Source organism: Cyanobium sp. Copco_Reservoir_LC18, from assembly GCF_009834675.1.
Lineage (GTDB): Bacteria > Cyanobacteriota > Cyanobacteriia > PCC-6307 > Cyanobiaceae > Cyanobium > Cyanobium minutissimum.
The window spans coordinates 160,317-180,168 of the sequence record NZ_ASAC01000022.1 but is presented as its reverse complement, the minus strand read 5'-3'; the positions used below and the strand labels follow the sequence as shown (position 1 = coordinate 180,168).

Here is a 19,852-nt window from a genome sequence, read left to right as displayed (position 1 = left end):
GTGTCTGTCAGTGGCCGATGCGACCGAATCCGGGAAAGGATCCCCGCCGCCCCGGTGCGCTCCTCAGCGCTTCGCGGCGCCGCCGCCGGCGGCCCCGCCCTCACGGCACAGCCTCAGATAGAGGGCGTCCGGCTCCTGATACCGCGCCGGACGGCAGTCGTGCAGCCGGGCCAGCTGCTGCCAGCAGACGGTCCGCTGCACGGTCTTGAGACTCTTGCCCTCCCGCACCAGCATCCGCATGGCCCGGCAGTAGGACCCGTAGTGCTCATCCAGGTCCGGGAGGTCACGGGACCGGTCGGCGCTGGGGCGCTGGTCGGGAGGAACGCTCATGCATCGACTCCAGCACCTCGGCTCGGACAGCGACTGTGCCGAGGGGAACCAAGCGGGCAGATCGTGAGGTTTCGCCCCGGCGGCCCAGCCCGCGGGCAGGACCGCCAAAAAAAGAGGGCCCCGGAGGGCCCTCCCCGTCGGGGCCGATGGGGTGATCAGCGGATGAACAGCATCTCCTGGTAGGAGGGCAGGGGCCAGAGGTTGTCGTCCACCACGGCCTCGAGACCGTCGACGACCTCCCTCAGCTGGTGCATCAGCGGCAGCAGAGTGTCGGCCGAGTAGCGCATGTGGGCCATCGTGCCGTGGGGAGCGTTGCCGATGGCGCTTTCCAGGGCACTGCTGAGCTCCATGAGCTTGGCGCTGAGGGAGGCCACCTTGGTCTGGGTTTCCGAGGACACCTGGAAGCCCATGGAGGTCTGGAGCTGCAGGGAGCTGGCCAGCTCTCCCAGGTAGCGCATGGCGGCCGGATAGATCTGGGTCTGGGCGATCTGCACCGCCAGCTTGGCCTCCACGTCGATGGCGAGCACGTACTGCTCGGCGTAGACCTCGAAGCGGCTCTCCAGCTCGAGGGGGGTGAGCACACCCTGCTGGGCGAACAGGTCGCGGACCTCGGGCCGCTGCAGGACGGGCAGGGAATCGGCGGTGGTGGGCAGATTCTCCAGGCCCCGCTCCTCCACGGCGATGCGGTGCCATTCGCTGGAATAGCCGTCACCGCCGAAGACCACGTTGCCGTGGTCGGTCATGATCTGCTTGAGCACGGAGAAGGCGGCGCCGGGCAGGCTTTCCCCCGCGGCCATCTTCTGCTCCAGCTGATCGCTCACGTAGGCGAGCGAATCGGCCAGGATCGTGTTCATGGCCACCAGGGGGCCGGCCACCGACTGGTTGGAGCCGACGGCCCGGAACTCGAAGCGGTTGCCGGTGAAGGCGAAGGGGGAGGTGCGGTTGCGGTCGCCGGGATCCTTGGGGAATTCCGGCAGGGTGTCGACGCCCAGCTGCATCACGCCGGCGTTGCTGGAGCCTTTCACGTCCCCTTCCTTGATCTGGCGGAAGACGTCCTCCAGCTGGCTGCCCAGATAGACGGAGATGATGGCCGGAGGAGCTTCGTTGGCACCGAGGCGATGGTCGTTGCCGGCCGTGGCTACCACGGCCCGCATCAGCGGACCGAACTTGTGCACCCCGCGGATGACGGCGCCGCAGAACAGCAGGAACTGCATGTTCTCGTGGGGGGTGCTGCCGGGATCCAGCAGGTTGCCCTGGGTAGCATTGCCCACCGACCAGTTGACGTGCTTGCCCGAGCCGTTGATGCCTTCGAAGGGCTTCTCATGGAGCAGGCAGTTCATGCCGTGGCGGCGTGCCGTGCTCTTGAGAATGGTCATGATCAGCTGCTGGTGATCCGTGGCCACGTTGGCCGCCTCGAAGAACGGGGCGATCTCGAACTGGCCCGGCGCCACTTCGTTGTGGCGGGTCTTGGCGGGGATGCCCAGCTTGTACAGCTGACGCTCCACGTCCTGCATGTACACCTGCACCCGCTGGGGGATGGCGCCGAAGTAGTGGTCGTCGAACTGCTGGCCCTTGGCGGAGGGCTTGCCGAACAGGGTGCGGCCCGCCAGCAGCAGGTCGGGGCGCAGGGGGACGTAGGCGCTGTCGACCAGGAAGTACTCCTGCTCGGCGCCGCAGCTGGAGTTGACCGGGGCCACGTCACTTTCCCCGAGCAGCCGCAGCAGCCGCTGGGCCTGCTTGTTCATGGCGGCGTTGGAACGCAGCAGGGGGGTCTTCTTGTCGAGGGCCTCACCGGTCCAGGAGATGAAGACGGTGGGGATGCAGAGGGTGAGACCGTTGGGGGTCTCCATCAGGAAGGCCGGGCTGGTGATGTCCCAGGCGGTGTAGCCGCGGGCTTCGAAGGTGGTGCGGATGCCGCCGCTGGGGAAGGAGGAGCCGTCGGGTTCCCCCTGCACCAGCACCTTGCCGGTGAACTCGGTGATCACCGAGCCGTCCCCCTGCACCGAGATGAAGCCGTCGTGCTTCTCGGCGGTGGCGTTGGTGAGGGGGTAGAAGACGTGGGCGTAGTAGAGCGCGCCACGGCTGGTCGCCCATTCCTTCATCGCCTGGGCCACCACGTTGGCGACCGAGACGTCGAGCTTGCCGTTCTCCTTGATGGTGCGCTGCACCGACTTGAAGATGTCCTTGGGCAGGGCCGCCTTCATCTTGGCCAGGCTGAACACGTCGCTGGCCCAGAGCTCATCCAGCGACTCGATGGGGGGAGTCACCACCGGGGGGCGCTGGTGAATCTCCTGAATGGCGGCGAAGCGTTGGGGGCTGGGCATGGAAACAGCTTGGGTCGGCTGGGGGGTATCCAATCCTTGTGTCCTGCCCCATGGGTGGAGCCGTTGATACAGAACGGCAGGTTGCCCGGCGGCCCTCAGCGCAGGTAGGAACGGATCGCGGGACGGCACCAGAACACCAGGGCCGCCAGGGTCAGGCCCCAGGCCAGGGGGGCGGCCACCGCCAGCAGGAGCCGTTCCTCGCCCACCAGCGCCAGGCGCACGATGCCGTAGGCCATCTCGATGGCCAGATCCAGCGACAGCGCCACGATCGCGACCACCTGGCCCCAGAGGCGCCACTTCAGCAGCGCGACGCAGGCGACCACGCCCAGGGCCACCGCCGGCAGCACGGCACTGGTGTAGACGACGATATTGGCCGTCCGCCAGAGGCTCGAGAGCAGGATCGCCGCCAGGCCCAGCGGCAGGGCCAGCAGGTTGGCCACCAGGCCGAGCCAGGCGAGCACGCGGTAGCCGCGGGGCGGCTGCAGTTCCGCAAGGGCGGCAGGGGTCGGTGAGAGCGTCTGCATCCGATGGATTCTCTCAGTTGCGGTCAGGGAGCGCGCCGTCCCTGTCGGATCGAAACACCAGCTCCAGGTCGGGCATCACCTCGGCCGCGATCGCCACCAGGGTCTCGAACAGCGCCTTGGTGTGGGGCGCCCCGGCCCCCATGGCCTCCCGGCTCATCAGCACCAGTTCCAGCACGGGGCCATCCGCCTTGGCCTGCACGTCGGCGATCAGCTGCAGCCGCAGGGTCTCGTGCTCCCCCCGCACGATGGCGCTGAGATGGGCGGGCGAGCGGTGCTCCACGTCGGCGTGGAACCGCAGGACCAGGGGATCCAGCCGACCGATGAGCTCCGTCGGCGGCAGGGGAACCCGGGGCCTGAAGAGGAGCAGGAAACGGGCCATGACGTCGGGCTGGTCCCCCCATCCTGGGGCCGTGCCGGGGGCGGCGTCCGCCGGGGCCGCCGGGGGCCGATCAGCGCAGTTCGAACAGGAGCACATCCGCCCCGGCAGGGCCCGCCAGGAAGCTGTCCGCCGGGGCCGCCGCGAAGCCCAGACCGTCACCCCGCCGCAGCGGTCGCCCGAAGGCCGTGCCCTCCCCCTCGATCATCTGCAGCCAGCCGGTGGCGTCGGGGGCGATGGCCAGCTCCAGCCGCTCGCCGGCACCGGCCTGGGCCCGGCAGAGCCGCACCGGCCGGTTGATGGCCAGGGCCCCATCGCGGCCGTCCGGATCGAGCAGCGGCGTCCAGCCGGGCCGGAGCACGAACGGCTCCTGGCGGTAGGCGGGCGGGTGGCCGGCACGGTCCGGCTCGATCCAGATCTGCAGCAGCCGGCAGGGGATGGCGCCCCGGTTCATCTCGCTGTGGACCACGCCGGTGCCGGCGCTCATCGCCTGCACTTCTCCGGCCCGCAGCACCTCGCTGTGGCCCATGGAGTCCTGGTGGTTGAGCTGGCCGTCCACCATCACCGTGACGATCTCCATGTCCCGGTGCGGATGCATGCCGAAGCCGCGGCCGGCGGCGATCGTGTCGTCGTTGATCACCCGCAGCGGTCCGAACCCCATCCAGGCCGGATCGTGGTGGTGGGAGAAGGAGAAGCTGTGCCAGCTGTCCAGCCAGTCGAGCTGGCTGTGGAAGCGCTCGGCGGCGGGGCGGAAGACGAGGGTCATGGGGCGGGTTCTCAGGGTTGGATCAGTTCCATGCGTTGCAGCCGGTGCACGATGTCGTCGATGCTGCTGTCCTTGGCGGGATTGCTGCGGCTGCTGGAGAGCTGGCGACCCACCACGTGAGCCCCGAGGTGGGCCAGCTGGATGCGCAGCACGGCCAGCACCTCGACACCGGGACCGCCGGAATGGGTGGCGATCGCCACCGGCCGGCCGTTGAACAGGGTGCGGAAGCCGTCCCCCTGCACCGAGAGCCAGGCGATGGCGCTGGTCAGCACCGGCGGCAGGGAGCCGTTGTATTCGGGGGCGCAGATGACCCAGCGGGGGGCGGTCTCGAGCCTGCGGCTCAGCCCCTCCACTTCGGCGGGCAGGCCGGCCGCGGCGTGGGTGCGGGGGTTGTAGAGCGGCAGCGCCAGGCTGGTGAGGTCCAGCACCTCGGCGGCCATGCCGCGGGCGCGGCCGGCGGCGGCGAACCGCTCGGCGAGTTTCAGGTTCTCGCCGTTGCTGGCACTGAGCACCAGGAGATCGGGGGTCATGTCAGGCGGATTCCAGGAAGGGGTAGTCGGTGTAGCCGGCCGGACCGGGGGTGTAGTAGGTGGACGGATCGGCGGCCTGCAGGGGGGCGCCGCGGCGCAGTCGTTCAGGCAGGTCAGGGTTGGCCAGGAACGGTGTGCCGAAGGCCACCGCATCGAGCTGGCCGGCGGCGATGGCGGCGTTGGCCTCCTCGGCCGTGTAGCCCATGTTCCCCACCAGCACCCCGCTGAAGCCGGCCCGGATCGGGGTGAGCACGTCGCCGTGCTGCTGGCCGAGGAAGTCCCCCCGCATCACGTGCAGATAATCCAGTCCGGTGCTCTCCAGCCGTTCCGCCAGCCAGCCCGACAGCCCGATGGGGTCGCTGTCGACCATGGCGTTGTAGCCGTTCAGCGGCGAGATCCGCAGGCCCACCAGGGGGGATTCGGCCTGGGCGGCCTCCAGCACCTCCAGCAGCAGCCGGGCCCGGTTGGCCACCGGCCCCCCGTAGGGACCCTGGCGCCGGTTGCTGCCGTCCCGCAGGAACGAATCGAGCAGGTAACCGTTGGCGCCATGCACCTCGACCCCGTCGAAGCCGGCGTCGATGGCGTTGCGGGTGGCCTGGCGGAACCCGGCCACGATCGCGGGCAGTTCGTCGTCAGCCAGCTCCCGGGGGACCACGTAGGGCTGTTTCCCTTCCGGGGTGTGCACCTCATCGCCGGTGATGGCGATCGGGCTCGGCCCGACCGGCTGGCGGCCCCCGTTGAGCAGGGGGTGGCAGGCCCGGCCGCCGTGCCAGATCTGCAGCACGATGCGCCCACCGGCGGCATGGACCGCGTCGGTGGTGAGCCGCCAGCCCGCCACCTGGGCCGCCGAATGGATGCCGGGCTCGTGCCAGAAGGACGAGTTGCCCTCCATCACCATCGTGGCTTCGGCGATCAGCAGGCCGGCGCTGGCCCGCTGCTGGTAATAGGTGGCCATCAGCGGGCCCGGGACATGGTCCGCCTCGGCCCGGCATCGGGTGAGGGGGGCCATCAGCACCCGGTTGGGCAGCGGCAGCGGGCCCACGGTCAGGGGGGTGAACAGGTCGCTCATGGGGCGGTGACCGGCCGGCCGGGGCGGGAAAGCCCCGGGCCGTAAGGGATTGTTAAGGTCAAGAGGGACTCTGGCGGACACGCACCCTGACTGACAAGAACGCACCGGCTTGTGCCTGGGGCACCCACCGGTAACCGAGACCCGTGACGGCCTCCCGTTCCGATCCCGAGCCCTCCGGTGGCTCCGAGCTCTGCCCGGCCGAGCTGGCCCTGCAGGTGATGCGCGGCCGCTGGAAACTGCTGATTCTCTGCCGGCTCCGCGAAGGTCCCCAGCGGTTCTCGGCCCTGCAGCGGGCCCTGACGGGGGTGAGTCACAAGGTGCTGACCGCCCAGCTGCGGGAGCTGGAGGCCGATGCGGTCGTCTGCCGGCACGTCTTCGGTGAGGTGCCGCCGCGGGTGGAGTACGACCTCAGCGAGCGGGGTCGGGCGCTGCTGCCCGTGCTGGAAGGTCTGCACGCCTGGGGAGCGGCAGCCCCACCAGCGGTGGAAGCTGGGGAATGAGACTGCGGCGGAACCAGCTCTCCGGTGCCACCCGCTGCAGGGTGCGCAGCAGGACGAGGGGCAGGGTGCGGAGCTCGAAGGGGGCCCGCAGGGTGGGCCAGAGTCCCTCGCGTCGGTAGAGAAGGGTTTCCAGCTCATCCCGCTGCGGCGGGGTGAGCGGCCCCCAGACCCCGCCGATGGCACCGGATTCCAGGGCCATCGCCAGGAACGGCAGCGCCACACCGGGCACCAGACCCTCCAGGCTGAGGCTGTCGGCCGCCCGCAGCACCGGTCCGTCCTCCGCCCGCTCCAGGCCGAGTTCGGCGCCCGTTGCGCTGACGGCCCGCAGACGCCCGTGCGCGATCCCGCCGCGGTGCCGGAGCCGCACCGGCACCGAAAGGGCGAACCAGGGAACCCCATCCCGGTGGGGCCGATCCCAGCAGCTCCGGATCGCCAGCAGCAGCAGCAGGCCGTTGAGCAGGCTCCAGCCCAGCACCACCCCGACCGTGGCGGCCGAGACCGGCAGCACCCCCTGCTGGCCGGCCAGCAGGGGCAGCCGGACCGGCGCCAGGTTCCAGAGCGCCACCAGTTGCAGCGCCAGCAGCACCAGCAGCGGCAGCAGCAGGCCCGGATCCGGGCCGGAGGCCCCCCGGCCGACCACCGCCTTCGGGGTGACCCGGAACCGCCGCGGTCGGCCCAGGGCCGTGGCGACCACGGCGGCACAGATCGGCACCAGGAAGATCCAGCGGTACAGCTCCGGCAGGATCGCGGCGCGGGCGTGGCCGCTCAGCCAGCGGGTGAGCAGCAGCTGGCTGCACACGAACGGCATGGCGACCGTGAGCAGGGCCTCGCCGCTGTAGAGGATCGGGGCGATGCCCAGCAGGCCCAGGCTGAGCGGCGTGCAGAGCAGCACCAGTTGGGCGGGGAAGCTGAACCAGTGCAGGATGCCTTCGCTGTAGGCCAGCCGCTGCAGGGGGCTGAGCCCGGGGATCCGCAGCGGATCGGCGCCGGTGCGCAGGGTCTGCAGGGAACCGCTGCCCCAGCGGCAGCGTTGCCGCGCCATGGCCGCCGCCGTGAACGGCGCCAGGCCGGCGCTCAGCTTCTCGGAGAGGTAATGGTTGCGGTAGCCGGCGGCGGTGATGCGGATGCCGGTGGCCAGGTCCTCCGACGGGGTGGCCGTCTCGAAGCCGCCCACCCGCTCGAGCGCCTCACGCCGCATCACGAAGGAGGTGCCGGCGCAGACCACGGCATTGAGGTTCTGGCGGGTGGGCTGGATCCAGCGGTAGAAGCTTTCCTCGTCCGGCAGCAGCCAGCGCTCCAGGCGCAGGTTGCGCATCACCGGATCGGCGTTCATGTAGCTCTGGGGCGTCTGCACGAAACCCACGGCCGGGTCGGCGAACAGGCCGACCGTGCGGCGCAGGAAGGGTTGCAGGGGCACGACGTCGGCGTCGAAGACCGCCACCAGCTCCCCTGTGGCGAGGCGCAGTCCGTGGTTGAGGTTGCCGGCCTTGGCGTGGGCGTGCTCCTGCCTGGCGACATAGCGGCAGCCGAGGCGATCGCAGAGTTTCGCCAGCTCCGGCCGGTCGCTGTCGTCGAGCAGCCAGACCGTATGGCTGGGGTAGTCCATCGCCAGGCAGCCCCGCAGGCAGCGCTCCACCAGATCGGCCGGTTCGCCGCAGCTGGGCACCAGCACGTCGACCGACGGGGCCGGGGTGGGGATCGGACCGGCGGCGGGCGCCGGCCGTTCGGGCAGGAGCGTGAACCAGAGCTGCAGAAAGAACCCGGCCAGCAGGACCAGTTCCGCCGCCAGGGTCAGCAGGCTCAGGCTGGCGGCCAGCGGGGTGGCCAGGTTGAGGCTGGCACTGAATCGCCAGGCCAGGTAGCGGGCCCCCAGCAGTGTCAGCAGCAGCACGGCCCAGGGCAGGCGTGTCATCGACCCTGACCAATTGTTAAGACAACCTAGGCGGTTGCACCGGGCCGGCGGGATCCGGCCGCCCGACCGGCGATGGCCCATGAAAAAGCCCGGCGTCCAGGATCGCCGGGCTTGGGTCGGAACGGTGCCGTTCCTGACGTGGTTCGGGTTGTCTGATGTCGGCGGTGACTCCTCTTGAACGGTCGGTGTGACGGATTCAATGGGACGGTTGACGATCAGAGTGCTGACGATCGGGTCCTTGGGGACCGTGGATGGGTGATGGGGTGGAGCCGAGGATGCTCCACCGCCATGGGCGCGCCATCAATGGGAGGTCAGCGGGGCTGGGGATCCCTTGGGGTCCCCGGAGGTGGGTTTCGGAGTCGGAGCTGCGGAGGGAGGCACCTGGGGCCGAGGCATCCAGGGGCCGGTTTCCATGGACCCGTGGGCACCTGAACGATGCATCGGGTGATCGGTGAACGACCGGGAAACCGTTGATGGGAACAAGACTGTTGGAGCAGGGGCCTGCCGTCAGCACACTCCTGACATCTGACCGGGTGGGGTGTCATCCATCGCTGGAGCCTCCTGGTTTCTGCACTCACTTTCACCCCTCCCCGCCGCCCTGGCCATAGGCAATCGTGCCGGTCTTCGCCCCCGGCGCCCTCACTCGTCGTTGCGCTGGGCCACCAGGGCTTCGTAGGCGGTGCAGAACGGCTCCCCCAGGGCGTCCCGCAGGGGCGCGTCGTGGCGGAAGGCCTCGAGGGCATCGGCGTGACAGGTGGGCAGGGAGGCCGCCCCCGCCGGCGACTCCACGTAGGTGTTCACGTCGCTGCGGGCCCCGGGATCGAGCTGCCGTTCGATGCCGTCCAGGCCCGCCGCCAGCACCGCCGCCTGGAGCAGGTAGGGGTTGGCGGCGCCGTCGCCGAGCCGCAGCTCGATCCGCTGGTCGTCGGGGATGCGGACCATGTGGGTGCGGTTGTTGCCGCCGTAGCTGATCCAGGAGGGGGACCAGGTGGCCCCGGAACTGGTGACGGACCGCGCCAGCCGCCGGTAGCTGCCGGCCACCGGATTGGTCAGGGCGCACAGGGCCGGCGCATGGGCCAGCAGACCGGCCAGAAAGCGGTAGGCGATCGCCGACAGGCCCTTCTCCCCGGCCGGGTCGTGGAACACGTTGCGCCCCCCCTCGTCCCAGAGGGAGGCATGCAGGTGGGCGCCGTTGCCAGTGAGGGCCGGAATCGGCTTGGGCTGGAAGCTCACCCGCACCCCATGGCGCTCCGCCAGGGCGGCCGCCATGACCCGGAAGAAGGCATGGCGGTCGGCGGTCAGCAGGGATTCGGCATAGGTCCAGTTGAGCTCGAACTGGCCGTTGGCGTCCTCGTGATCGGCCTGGTATGGGCCCCAGCCGAGGCTCTCCATGCCGTCCAGCAGTTCGCTGATCAGCGGGTAGTGGCGCATCAGGGCCAGCTGGTCGTAGCAGGGTTTGGACTGGCGGTCGAGGCCATCGGCGATGGCGTCCCGTTCCGGGTCCATCAGGAAGAACTCCGCCTCCACACCGCTGCGGAACTGCAGGCCCAGGGCCGCCGCCCGGGCGATCTGGCGCTGCAGCACCCGGCGGGGCGACTGCTCCAGCACCTGGCCCTCCACCTGCAGATCGGTGGCCACCCAGGCCACGTCCGGCTGCCAGGGGAGCACCATCAGGCTGATGGGATCGGGGATCGCCAGCACGTCCGGATCGGCCGGGGTCATGTCCAGCCAGGCGGCGAACCCGGCGAAGCCGGCGCCGGATCGGGCCAGTTCCGCCGCCGCGGCCGCCGGCACCAGCTTGGCCCGCTGCACCCCGAACAGGTCACAGAAGGAGAAGAGGAAGTGGCGGATGCCATGGGTGGCGGCGAAGCGGGCCAGATCGGTCATCGGGGGAGTGCGGGGTGGGCGGGTTCAGGCCGGCGAGGGTGATGGCTGGCCGGGGGCGGTCCGGAGGCGGTCCGTCGGCGCTGGGCCGTCAGTCGGCGCAGAGCCGGTCGATGGCGGCCCGCAGCTGGCGCTGCTCGGCCGGGGAGTCGCGGGGGTTGCCGGCCCGGTGGCCCAGGTCGGACTCCAGGACCTCGAAGTGGGCACCGTGGATCAGGGCGGCCTCCGCCCGGCAGTCGTCGGGGGTGAAATAGAGGTCGTGGCGGCCGGCGATCACGGTGGTGCGGGCCCGGATCCGGCCCAGGGCCGCGGCCAGGTCGGCATCGGGATCGCCACCGCCATCGCCACCGCCATCGCCACTGCCATCGCCAGCACCACTGCGATCGCCACCCGCGGCGGTGATGCCGGCGGCGGCGGCCACGTCGTTCGCCAGCCAGACGTCGAGCATGGCCAGCAGGTCATGGGGGTCGTGGCGGCGGTAGGCGGGCAGCCAGGCCTGCTCCACGTAGGCCTCGACGCTGGCGTAGCCCAGCTGGCGATGGGCGCCGCGGCGATAGAAGGGCTGGCTGGCGGCCCAGCTGGCGTAGATCAGGGCGAAGGTGCGCAACCCCTGCTCCGGCACCCCCTGAAACCGCAGCCCATCCCAGTGGGGATCGGCGGTGAGGGCCTGGCGCAGGCTGAGCAGGAACACCCGGTTGTGGGCGGTGGTGCGGGCGGTGCCGCAGACACAGCAGATGCGCCGGGTCCGCTCCGGCTCCAGCACGGCCCAGTGGTAGGCCTGCTGGGCCCCCATCGACCAGCCGTAGATGAGGGCCGGGCTCGCCACCTGGAAAACCTCCTCCAGCAGCCGGCGCTGGGCGGCCACGTTGTCACGGTGATCCACGGGCCAGCGCCCCGCCACGAGCCCTGGACCGGCGTTGCTGGGGCTGGTGGAGCGGCCGTTGCCGAACTGGCTGACCAGCACCACGCACCAGCGCTGTGGATCGAGGATCGGCCCCACCACCCAGTCGATGTCCTCGGGCCAGGCGCCGTAGGAGCTCGGATAGAGCACCAGATTGGAGCGGTCACTGGCCAGCGTTCCGTAGACCCGGTAATCGAGCCAGGCGGAGGGAAGGATGCCCCCGGCGGCGAGGGGAAGATCCCCGAGCGCGAAGCGGCGCGGGGGGGCTGGGCTGGCGAGCAAGGGAGTGGGTTTCAGGGGAGAGCGAGTCGGGCGGGATCGCGCAGGAAGTCGCGGTGCACCGACAGATAGCCCTGGCCTGTGTGCACCTCGTGGGGGGCCAGATGGCGGTGGGCCTCGGCGAGGGCGTGGAAGGGCACCGAGGGGTAGAGGTGGTGCTCGACGTGGAAGGGCATCTCCCACATCAGCCAGCGCAGGGGAGGCAGCGTCTGGGTGGTGCGGGTGTTGCTGAGGCCGTTGCTGTCGGTGCTGCAGCCCCCGTGCTCGGCCATCAGCACGAAGCGCAGCAGGGGCTGGCCGACGGCCAGGGGCAGCAGCCAGTACCAGAACAGGGCGCCGTTGCCCTGCCAGAGGGAGGCGGCGAGCAGGGCGGCGTACACGGCGACCTGGAGCCGGATCGAGCGGGTGACGGCCGCGGCCGCCTCGGCGGGGATGTAGGGCCTGCCGCCGAAGTCACCGCGCAGGCCGGCGGTGTGGCCCCGCAGCTTGCCGATCCACCAGGGAATGCCGCTGAGCTCCAGCAGGTAGCCGGCCAGGGTGCTGGGGGGGGCTTCCTCCAGCTCCGGATCGAGCCCGGGCTGGTGGGTGAAGCGATGGTGCCACTGGTGATAGCGGCGGTAGTAATCGGCGTTGTAGAAGCTCAGCAGACCGGCCCACCAGGCCACGGTGTCATTGAGGCCCTTGTCGGCGAAGGCGGTGCGGTGGCCGCACTCGTGCATGGCGCAGAAGCCGAAGGCCAGGCCCCAGCCCAGCAGCAGCAGGCCCGTCAGACGCAGGGCCCAGAAGCCAGCGGCGGGAAGGGCCTGCGGCCAGGGCCATCCCCAGAGCAGGGCCCCGAGCCCCAGCACCGCGAGGTGGAAGGTCAGCCGGCGCCAGCCGGGTCCGTCGCGACGCTCGTTGAGGCGCTGCAGCAGCGGAGCGGACAACAGCGGCTCGGCGGCGCCCGGGCCGGCCGCCGGTGGCGCGGAGGGTGGGGAGGCGGTCACGAAGGTCGCCGTCGGTCGGCGGAGGGAGACGTGGTGAGTCCACTGTCCCGCTTGGGGTGCGCCGGACACCGTTCGTCACGAACACTCGCATCGGGTGTGGCGCCCTGTGGGGATGGTTACCCGCTGCTGTCCAGCAGCAAGGAAGAGTGGTACCTGCGTTGTGCCGGTCCGGTGCCCTCCCTGCTGTTCTTCTCCCTCTGGGGCTTCGAGGGTCCCCTCACCACGGCCCTGGAGACGGCCGAGGTCGGGGGCTTCGACGGGCTGGAGCTCAACATCCACCATCCCTCCCTGGTCGGCGATCCGGACGGACCCGCCCGCCTGCTGGGGTCCGCCAGCCCCCTGGTGCTGGAGGTGGTCACCGGCGGCGGCTACGTGCCGGAGCTGGCCGTCACGCCGGAGCAGCACCTGGCGGAACTGGACGACCAGCTCCAGCGCTGCGCCGATTTCCGCCCCCACCGGGTGACCGTGCTCACCGGCAGCGATGCCTGGCCCCTGGAGCGGCAACAGGCCTTCCTGGCCGAGGCCCAGGCCCTGGCGGCGACCAGTGGCCTGGCGGTGAGCTTCGAGACCCACCGTTCCCGCTGCCTGGGGATGCCCTGGACGATCGTGCCGCTGCTGGAGGCCGTGCCCGCTCTGCGGCTCACGGCCGACCTGAGCCACTGGTGCGTCGTGGCCGAACGGCTGATGACCCCGGATCTGGAGCCGGTGCAGGCGATGGCCGATCGGGTCGACCACATCCATGCCCGGGTGGGCCATGCTCAGGGTCCCCAGGTGTCCCATCCCTTCGCCCCCGAGCATGCGGAGGCACTCGCCGCCCACCGGGCCTGCTGGCGGCTGTTCACGGAGAGGGCGCTCCAGCGTGGTGCTGCGCCGCCCAGCTTCACCCCCGAGTTCGGACCGGACGGCTACATGCCCACCCTGCCCTTCACCGACCGTCCGGTGGCCGACCTGCTGACGATCAACAGGGCGATGGCGCAGTGGTTGCGCAGCCAGCCAGTAACCGGCAACAGCGATAAGCTGTGTTCATAGTGAACAGAGTGACGCCATGATGAACGTGATCGACGCCCCGACCGCCACCCCGTCGGCCGGCCATTCCAGCGAAGGGTCCGATCCCCGCCAGGCGGCCCTGGTCGCTTCCCTGCGGGCCCGCTACGCCATCGCCGAGCAGCGCCAGGACGCCGATGCCAAGCGCGCCCTGTTCAAGGAGGCCGCCTACCTGGGCATCCGCCCCGACGCGTACCAGGGCTCCAGCAGCGCCGCGTAGATCGCCTGCTGGTGCAGGATCCGGGCCTCCAGCCTGTGGGGCGGTCCGGTGCGGAAGCCATCCCCGTAACCGCGCTGGGCCGATTCCACCAGAGCTCGGTCCTCGGCCAGGAAATGAACCATCTCCGCCATCAGAGCCTCCCCTTCGTCCTGGCGTGAGGGGGGTCCGAGCAGCCAGACCTGCATGCGGCAGGTGTCCAATGTCTCGGGCAGGAACTGGATCATCGCCATCCGGCCATCTGGCCACAGCAAGAGGTGGTTCCACGGCGGCAGGCCGAAGGTGAGAAAGGCACCGTCCCCCTCCGGTGAGGGGGTGGCCAGCACGTTGGCCCAGGTGCCGAAGCGATGGCGGTAGTCGCGCACCGGGCCCTGCAGCCGATGCAGGGTGGTGGGGTGGGCGATGGCGACGTGATAGTCGTCGAGGGTGTTGTCGTGGGCGATCTTCCAGTTGCAGGCGAGCCCCCGTTCGTGGAAGGCCAGGGGCACCAGGGGTGGGGCGAGGGCGTCGGGGGCTTCCTGCAGCGGCAGATCGAGCTGGTCGTCGAGGGGGATCGGATCGGCCCCCAGGGCCACCCAGATCAGGGAGGCCCGCACCTGGCAGCCGAGGGCCTCCAGCGGCCAGGCGCCGCGCTCGAACGGGTCGACGAACTCCCCTTCCCGGGCAGCCGCCAGCAGCGTTCCGCCCAGGTCATAGGTCCAGCCGTGGTACGGGCAGACCAGCCTGCGGCACGCCACGCTGCCCTCCGCCGGCTCGCGGAAGGCCACGGCCCGGTGGGGGCAGCGGTTGCGGAAGGCCCGTACCACGCCATCACTGCTGCGGCAGAGCAGCACGGGAAGCCCCAGCAGCTCCAGCGCCCGCACATGCCCCGGCGGCAGATCGGCGGCGGCGGCGACGGGGTGCCAGAAGCGGGTGGCGTAGTGCTCGCGCTCGAGGGCGGCGACGGACGGGGAGCCGTAGAGCTCCGGCGGCAGAAAGGCGGCCCGGGTGGCGGTGTCCATGGAACGAACAGTCAGAGCAGGGAGCCATCCAGGCTGCGCAGGCGGCTGGCCAGTTCCTCCCGCAGCTCCAGGAAGGGCTGGGACACGCGCAGGTGGCGCAGGTCGGAGCGATCCAGCCGGACATCGACGCTGTGGACGATCCGGCCGGGCCGCGGCGCCATGATGTGAACGGTGGTGGCGAGCAGCAGCGCCTCCTCGATGTCGTGGGTGATCAGCAGGGCGGTGAGTCCGGTGCGCTTCCAGAGATCGTGGAGGAAGTCCTGCATCGATTCGCGGATCTGCAGATCCAGCGCCCCGAACGGTTCGTCCAGCAGCAGCACCTTCGGCTCTGTCGCCAGGGCCCTGGCGATGGCCACCCGTTGCTGCATGCCCCCTGACAGTTCCCGGGGCAGCAGCCGGGCCGCGTCCGCCAGCCCGACCACATCGAGAAAGTAGGCGGTCCGCTCGCGGATCTCCGCCTTGTCCCGTCCCTGGAGCGAGAGGCCGAAGGCCACGTTCTGCGCCGCCGTGAGCCAGGGGTAGAGGCTGTACTTCTGGAACACCATGCCCCGGTCGGAGCCGGGGCGCCGGACCGGCACGCCATCCAGCTGAATCGTGCCTTCGCTGGGCCGCTCCAGACCGGCGATCAGCCGCATCACGGTGGACTTGCCGGAGCCGGAACTGCCGACCAGGGCCATGAACTGACCCGAGACCAGTTCGAAGCTGATGTTCTCGAGAACGAGCTTGCGATCCCGCCCCTCGCCGAAACTCTTGGAGACCTGGGAAACCTGGAGATGCATGGGGTTCAATTGGCCCAGGAACAGGACCGTCGCATCAGAAACCGGAAACCCAGATCGATCATCAGGCCGATCAGGCCGATCACGATCAGGCCGACGAAGATCTCATCGGTGCGCAGGAATCGCTGGGCCAGGCTGATGCGTTTGCCCAGTCCTTCGTTGGCGGCGACCAGTTCGGCGACGATCACGAGGTTCCAGGCCGAGGCCATGTTGATCCGGTAGGTGTCGAGGACCTGGGGGGCGATGTAGGGGGCCACCACCCGGGTCAGGATCGGCAGGCCCCGGCCCCCCAGGGTGAGGGCCGTTTCCACCAGTTCGGAGGGAACGAACTTCACCGCATCCATGATCATCAGGGTATTGAAGAAGAAGGTGCCGATGAAGATGAGCATCACCTTCGGCAGCTCTTCGAGACCGAAATAGATGATCAGCAGGGGGATGAAAGCGGGCGCCGGCATGTAGCGGATCAGCGCCATCAGCGGCTCAAGAAAGTGGCAGATGGTGCGGTTCGTGCCCATGGCGATGCCGATCGGCAGGGCCAGCCCTGCCGAGATGGCGAAGCCGATGAACACCCGCTGGATGCTGGCCACCGCATCCGCCACCAGGATGCCGCGCTGGAACTGGTCGCTGCCCGCCAGCCACACCGCTCCGGGGCTCGGCAGGAAGAGCTTGTCGACCATGCCGCTGGCGGTGACCAGCCACCACATCAGGAAGACGGTGAGGATGCCGAGCACCCCCAGAACCCAGGGGTGGCTGAGGAGGCGGCGCAGGGCGGGGGACCGGGCCATGGTGCTCAACGGGCGTTGTCGACGAACTGGGAATTCAGCAGGTTGGTGAGGTCGGGCTTGGTCTTGGCCAGGCCCGTCTCCACCAGGAAGGCGCTGATCTGCTCGGCGGCATAGGGCAGCGACAGCATCGTGGTGCCCGGCTTGAAGTTGGTCCGGTTCTCTTCCAGGGTCATGATGGTGGTGCCGGCGTTGTACTCCTTGAACTCGGCCTCGCTGACACCGGAGCGCTCCACCAGGATCGGCAGGGTGCCGGCGGGGTCGTCCTTGATCGTGGCGAGCGTGGCGAACCAGGCGTTGACGATCTTCTGGACCTTCTCGGGATTCTTGGCGACGAATTCCGTGCGGCAGACCAGCAGATCGCTGATCGCCCCGGGGTGATCCTTGGAGGTGGCCAGGGCCCGGCTGCCCGGCCGCTTCAGGGCCTGGGTGGTGAACGGCGCATACACGCCCGCCGCATCCACCTTGCCCGCCGCGAAGGCGGCGGCGGCGGCGCCGGTTTCGAGGGGAACGAAGGTGATGTCCTTGGCGGAGAGACCCGCCTCCTTGAGCACCTTCAGCAGCAGGAAGTGGTCGACGGTGCCTTCCTCGGCGGCGACCTTCTTGCCCTTCAGATCAGGGATCGACTTGATCTCGGCCGCGGCGATGATCTGGTCATTGCCCGTGGAGAAATCGTTCTGGAGCACCACCTGGAGATCGGCTCCCCCCGCCACCGAACTGATCGTGTCGTTGAGGGTCTGGCTGTTGCAGTCGAGCTGGCCGGCGTTGAGGGCGTTGATCGAATCCAGATAGCCGTCGAACCACTGCATCGAGGCCGCCACCCCCTGCTTGTCGAACAGCCCCTTGACCTCGGTGACCTTCCAGGGGAACCAGCCCGGCCAGGCGCTGTAGCCGATCTTGACGGGCGTCTCCTGGCTGGCCGGCTGCTGGCAACCGGCCAGCAATCCTCCCCCGAGGGCGGCCATCAGGGCGAGGGCGATGGCCCGGCGTTGACGACGGAAAAGGGTGGCTTTCAACATCAGGAAATCGGGGGAGGGGCGGTGGCTGCTCGGAGAGGAAGTCGCGCGTTTCCGGCGAGTTTCCGAGTCGATGGTGAACTGGATCGTGGGCTGGGTTCGGGACCTGGTTGCGTGGGTGGATGGGTGAAGGGAGCTACCCGTGAAGAGGCTCAGAAGAACTCCAGGTATCGATGCTGTTCCCATTCGGAAACAGCCGAGTGGTAGGACTCCCACTCTTCACGTTTGTAGGAGACAAACGCCTGGAACATGGCATCACCGAATACGCTTTCGGCAAGTGGATCGGCCGCGAAGGCCTCCACCGCCTCACCGAGCGTTCGGGGCAGCATGTTCAGGCCCCGTTCGGCCCGTTCCGTGGCGCTGAGTGTGTAGGCATTCACCAGGTTGGGGGCGCCGGGATCCAGTTCTTCCCGGATCCCTTCCAACCCGGCCGCCAGCATCAGGGCGGCGCCGAGATAGGGGTTGCAGGAGATGTCGGCAGCCCGGCATTCCACCCGGCCACCGGGTGAGGGAATCCGCAACATGTTGGTGCGGTTGTTGTTGCCGTAGCAGACGAACACCGGTGCCCAGGTGAACCCCGACATGCTTCCCTGGGCCACCAGGCGCTTGTAGCTGTTGACCGTCGGGGCGATCACCGCGCAGATGGCGGGGGCGTGGCGCAGCACACCGGCGATGAAGTGTTCCGCCAGCCGGGTGACCTTGCCGGGGGTCGCCTCGGGCGTGGCGAACAGGTTCGCCCCGGTCTGAACGTCCGCCAGGGACATGTTGTAGTGGGCGCCGCTGCCGGTGCGGTCGCCGAAGGGCTTGGGCATGAAGGTGGCCAGCAGACCGTGCCGATGGGCGATCTCCTTGGCCATCAGCTTGAAGAAGGTGAGCCGGTCGGCCATGGTGAGCACGTCGGCGTAGTCGAAATCAGTCTCGAACTGGCCGGGGCCGTCCTCGTGGTCGAAGGAGTAGACCCCCCAGCCCAGGCCGTTCATCGCCTGCACCAGCTCGTCCAGCCAGGGCAGGTTGTCGAGCAGGCCGCGCACGTCGTAGGCGGGCTTGTCGAGGGTGTCGCGGTCGCTGAAGGGGACCCAGCCCCCCGCCGCCCCCTTCTTCAGGACGAAGAACTCGGTCTCGATGCCGAGGTTGAAGCGGAAGCCCATGGCGGCGGCTTCCTGGCGCACCCGGCCGAGGATGTGGCGGCTGCAGGCCTCGAAGGGACGGCCGTGCAGATGCAGATCACTGGCGAACCAGGCCACCTCCGGCTGCCAGGGGAGCACGGTGACGCTGCTGGGATCGGGGACCGCGGCCACCTCGTCATCGCTCACCTCCTGGGGGACGCCGTCGAGGGCCGCCCCGGTGAACAGTTCGGAGCCGGCCATCATCTGGCCGAGGTGCTCGAGGGGCACGGCCTTGGCCTTGCTCACCCCGTGCAGATCCACGAAGCTCGCCAGGGCATAGCGGACCCCCTTGGAACGCAGGTCGGCCTGCAGGGCCGTGGTGGGGTCGGAGGCGGGATGCTGGTGACTCATCAGGCGTGCATCAGGGCGGGGGAGGTCTGGACGGCCTGGCGCTGGGCGTCGAGCCAGTCGTGCCAGGCCTCGAAGCCCTCTCCGGTGGTCGCGGAGAGGCGGAACACGGCGGTGCGGGGGTTCACCTGGCGGATGTGGGCCTCGATCCGCTCCACATCCACCGGCAGGTGGGGCAGCAGGTCCACCTTGGTGATCAGCACGCAGTCGGCTTCCCGGAACATGACCGGGTACTTGAGCGGCTTGTCGTCCCCCTCGGTGACGCTCAGGAGCGCCACCTTGCGGTGCTCACCGATGGCGAACTCAGCCGGGCAGACCAGGTTGCCCACGTTCTCCACCCAGAGGATGTCGAGGGTGGCGGGGTCGAGCCGCTGGCGCAGCAGCTTCAGGCCGCCGCTGACCATGGCGGCATCCAGGTGGCAGGCGCGACCGGTGGTGATCGGCACCACCGGAATCCCCACGGCCTCCAGCCGCTCGGCATCGAGCAGGGTGGTCATGTCGCCTTCGAGCACGGCCATGGCCCAACGGCCGGCGAGGGCGGCCAGGCTGCGCTCCAGCAGGGAGGTCTTGCCGGCGCCGGGGCTGCTCATCACGTTGAGGCAGAGCAGGTTCCAGGCGTCGAAGTGCTCGCGGTTGTGGTCGGCCCGGTGCTGGTTGGCCGCCAGCAGATTGAGACCGAGGCTGTCTTCGAGGGGCATGTGCATGGCGGATCAGCGGGCGGCGGTGGTGGGCGAAGCGGTGGGCGGTGCGGAGGTGGGCGGGGCGGTTTCGAAGCCGTAGGCGACGGAGCGGATCCGCAGCTCGCGGCCGCTGACGATCTCCTCCATCGGGTGCTGGCAGCAGGGGGAGCGGAAGCCCTCGGCGGGATCGGGGCTGTAGGTGGCCTGGCAGCGGATGCAGCGCCCCACCAGGGGCACCGACTCGATCACCAGCTCGGCGCCGTCGAGCCAGCTCCCCTTGACGGCATCGGCCCAGGTGACCACCAGCTGGTCGGGTTCGACGCAGGTGAAGGTGCCCACCTCGAGGTGGACCCGATCCACCGCCGGCACCCGGGGGGCGTGCTGCTGCTTCCACGCGTTCATGGAGAGCAGCAGGCAGCGGGTCATGTCGACTTCGTGCAC

General features: G+C 69.8%; 21 protein-coding genes. 3 read left to right on the top strand and 18 right to left on the bottom strand.

Annotated features, from left to right (window positions below):
- Window positions 1–63: 63 nt before the first annotated feature.
- From L107_RS12135 to L107_RS12105, 7 genes are all read right to left on the bottom strand, one after another.
- Window positions 64–330: a DUF3136 domain-containing protein gene (locus tag L107_RS12135; protein ID WP_159819150.1), complete on the bottom strand. Its 267-nt coding sequence runs from the start codon at window positions 328–330 to the stop codon at window positions 64–66.
- 155 nt (window positions 331–485) lie between these two features.
- Window positions 486–2,654, bottom strand: coding sequence for a glutamine synthetase III (locus L107_RS12130; protein WP_159819148.1), 2,169 nt, complete (start codon window positions 2,652–2,654; stop codon window positions 486–488).
- Window positions 2,655–2,749: 95 nt separating this feature from the next.
- Window positions 2,750–3,178, bottom strand: coding sequence for a Hepatitis C virus core protein (locus L107_RS12125; RefSeq protein ID WP_106222841.1), 429 nt, complete (start codon window positions 3,176–3,178; stop codon window positions 2,750–2,752).
- Window positions 3,179–3,191: 13 nt separating this feature from the next.
- Entirely contained in the window at window positions 3,192–3,557 is a 366-nt protein-coding gene (locus tag L107_RS12120) for a hypothetical protein (protein WP_106222842.1), read from the bottom strand.
- Between the two features lie 70 nt (window positions 3,558–3,627).
- The gene (locus L107_RS12115) at window positions 3,628–4,320 is read right to left on the bottom strand and encodes a pirin-like bicupin family protein (RefSeq protein ID WP_159819146.1); all 693 of its coding nucleotides are present in this window, start codon (window positions 4,318–4,320) and stop codon (window positions 3,628–3,630) included.
- An 11-nt stretch (window positions 4,321–4,331) separates the two neighbouring features.
- Window positions 4,332–4,850: an NADPH-dependent FMN reductase gene (locus L107_RS12110; RefSeq protein ID WP_159819144.1), complete on the bottom strand. Its 519-nt coding sequence runs from the start codon at window positions 4,848–4,850 to the stop codon at window positions 4,332–4,334.
- Between the two features lies 1 nt (window position 4,851).
- On the bottom strand, window positions 4,852–5,919 hold the full coding sequence (locus L107_RS12105) for an alkene reductase (RefSeq protein ID WP_159819142.1): 1,068 nt from the start codon (window positions 5,917–5,919) through the stop codon (window positions 4,852–4,854).
- Between the two features lie 143 nt (window positions 5,920–6,062).
- Here L107_RS12105 and L107_RS12100 point away from each other — a divergent pair, with 143 nt between their 5' ends.
- Entirely contained in the window at window positions 6,063–6,419 is a 357-nt protein-coding gene (locus L107_RS12100; RefSeq protein WP_236550663.1) for a helix-turn-helix domain-containing protein, read from the top strand.
- On the opposite strand, the gene L107_RS12095 is transcribed toward L107_RS12100, so the two are convergent.
- The 4 genes from L107_RS12095 to L107_RS12080 form a co-directional block, all read right to left on the bottom strand.
- Window positions 6,328–8,331, bottom strand: coding sequence for a glycosyltransferase (locus tag L107_RS12095; RefSeq protein ID WP_159819140.1), 2,004 nt, complete (start codon window positions 8,329–8,331; stop codon window positions 6,328–6,330). The two genes, L107_RS12100 and L107_RS12095, sit on opposite strands and share 92 nt — an antisense overlap.
- Before the next feature lie 639 nt (window positions 8,332–8,970).
- The gene (glnT, locus tag L107_RS12090) at window positions 8,971–10,218 is read right to left on the bottom strand and encodes a type III glutamate--ammonia ligase (protein ID WP_159819138.1); all 1,248 of its coding nucleotides are present in this window, start codon (window positions 10,216–10,218) and stop codon (window positions 8,971–8,973) included.
- An 88-nt stretch (window positions 10,219–10,306) separates the two neighbouring features.
- Complete coding sequence (locus L107_RS12085) at window positions 10,307–11,398, bottom strand: alpha/beta fold hydrolase (protein ID WP_159819136.1); 1,092 nt, start codon at window positions 11,396–11,398, stop codon at window positions 10,307–10,309.
- A gap of 11 nt (window positions 11,399–11,409) precedes the next feature.
- Window positions 11,410–12,381 carry a fatty acid desaturase gene (locus tag L107_RS12080; RefSeq protein WP_236550662.1) on the bottom strand — a complete coding sequence of 324 codons (972 nt, stop codon included), beginning with the start codon at window positions 12,379–12,381 and terminating at the stop codon, window positions 11,410–11,412.
- A gap of 171 nt (window positions 12,382–12,552) precedes the next feature.
- On the opposite strand from L107_RS12080, the gene L107_RS12075 reads away from it, so the two are divergent.
- Both L107_RS12075 and L107_RS12070 read left to right on the top strand, forming a co-directional pair.
- Complete coding sequence (locus L107_RS12075) at window positions 12,553–13,410, top strand: sugar phosphate isomerase/epimerase (protein ID WP_236550661.1); 858 nt, start codon at window positions 12,553–12,555, stop codon at window positions 13,408–13,410.
- Window positions 13,411–13,429: 19 nt separating this feature from the next.
- The gene (locus tag L107_RS12070) at window positions 13,430–13,645 is read left to right on the top strand and encodes a hypothetical protein (RefSeq protein WP_159819134.1); all 216 of its coding nucleotides are present in this window, start codon (window positions 13,430–13,432) and stop codon (window positions 13,643–13,645) included.
- Here L107_RS12070 and L107_RS12065 read toward each other — a convergent pair.
- From L107_RS12065 to L107_RS12035, 7 genes are all read right to left on the bottom strand, one after another.
- A complete protein-coding gene (locus L107_RS12065) occupies window positions 13,594–14,643 on the bottom strand; it encodes an aromatic ring-hydroxylating dioxygenase subunit alpha (protein ID WP_159819132.1) in 1,050 nt (349 codons plus the stop codon). The two genes, L107_RS12070 and L107_RS12065, sit on opposite strands and share 52 nt — an antisense overlap.
- 11 nt (window positions 14,644–14,654) lie before the next feature.
- The gene (locus tag L107_RS12060) at window positions 14,655–15,422 is read right to left on the bottom strand and encodes an ABC transporter ATP-binding protein (RefSeq protein ID WP_159819130.1); all 768 of its coding nucleotides are present in this window, start codon (window positions 15,420–15,422) and stop codon (window positions 14,655–14,657) included.
- A gap of 5 nt (window positions 15,423–15,427) precedes the next feature.
- Entirely contained in the window at window positions 15,428–16,204 is a 777-nt protein-coding gene (locus L107_RS12055) for an ABC transporter permease (RefSeq protein WP_106222889.1), read from the bottom strand.
- Window positions 16,205–16,209: 5 nt separating this feature from the next.
- Complete coding sequence (locus L107_RS12050; protein WP_159819128.1) at window positions 16,210–17,220, bottom strand: ABC transporter substrate-binding protein; 1,011 nt, start codon at window positions 17,218–17,220, stop codon at window positions 16,210–16,212.
- Between the two features lie 149 nt (window positions 17,221–17,369).
- Window positions 17,370–18,734: a type III glutamate--ammonia ligase gene (gene glnT / locus L107_RS12045; protein WP_159819126.1), complete on the bottom strand. Its 1,365-nt coding sequence runs from the start codon at window positions 18,732–18,734 to the stop codon at window positions 17,370–17,372.
- Complete coding sequence (gene hypB / locus L107_RS12040) at window positions 18,734–19,435, bottom strand: hydrogenase nickel incorporation protein HypB (RefSeq protein ID WP_159819124.1); 702 nt, start codon at window positions 19,433–19,435, stop codon at window positions 18,734–18,736. The genes glnT (L107_RS12045) and hypB overlap by 1 nt, the downstream gene beginning before the upstream one ends.
- 6 nt (window positions 19,436–19,441) lie before the next feature.
- A complete protein-coding gene (locus L107_RS12035) occupies window positions 19,442–19,852 on the bottom strand; it encodes a hydrogenase maturation nickel metallochaperone HypA (RefSeq protein WP_159819122.1) in 411 nt (136 codons plus the stop codon).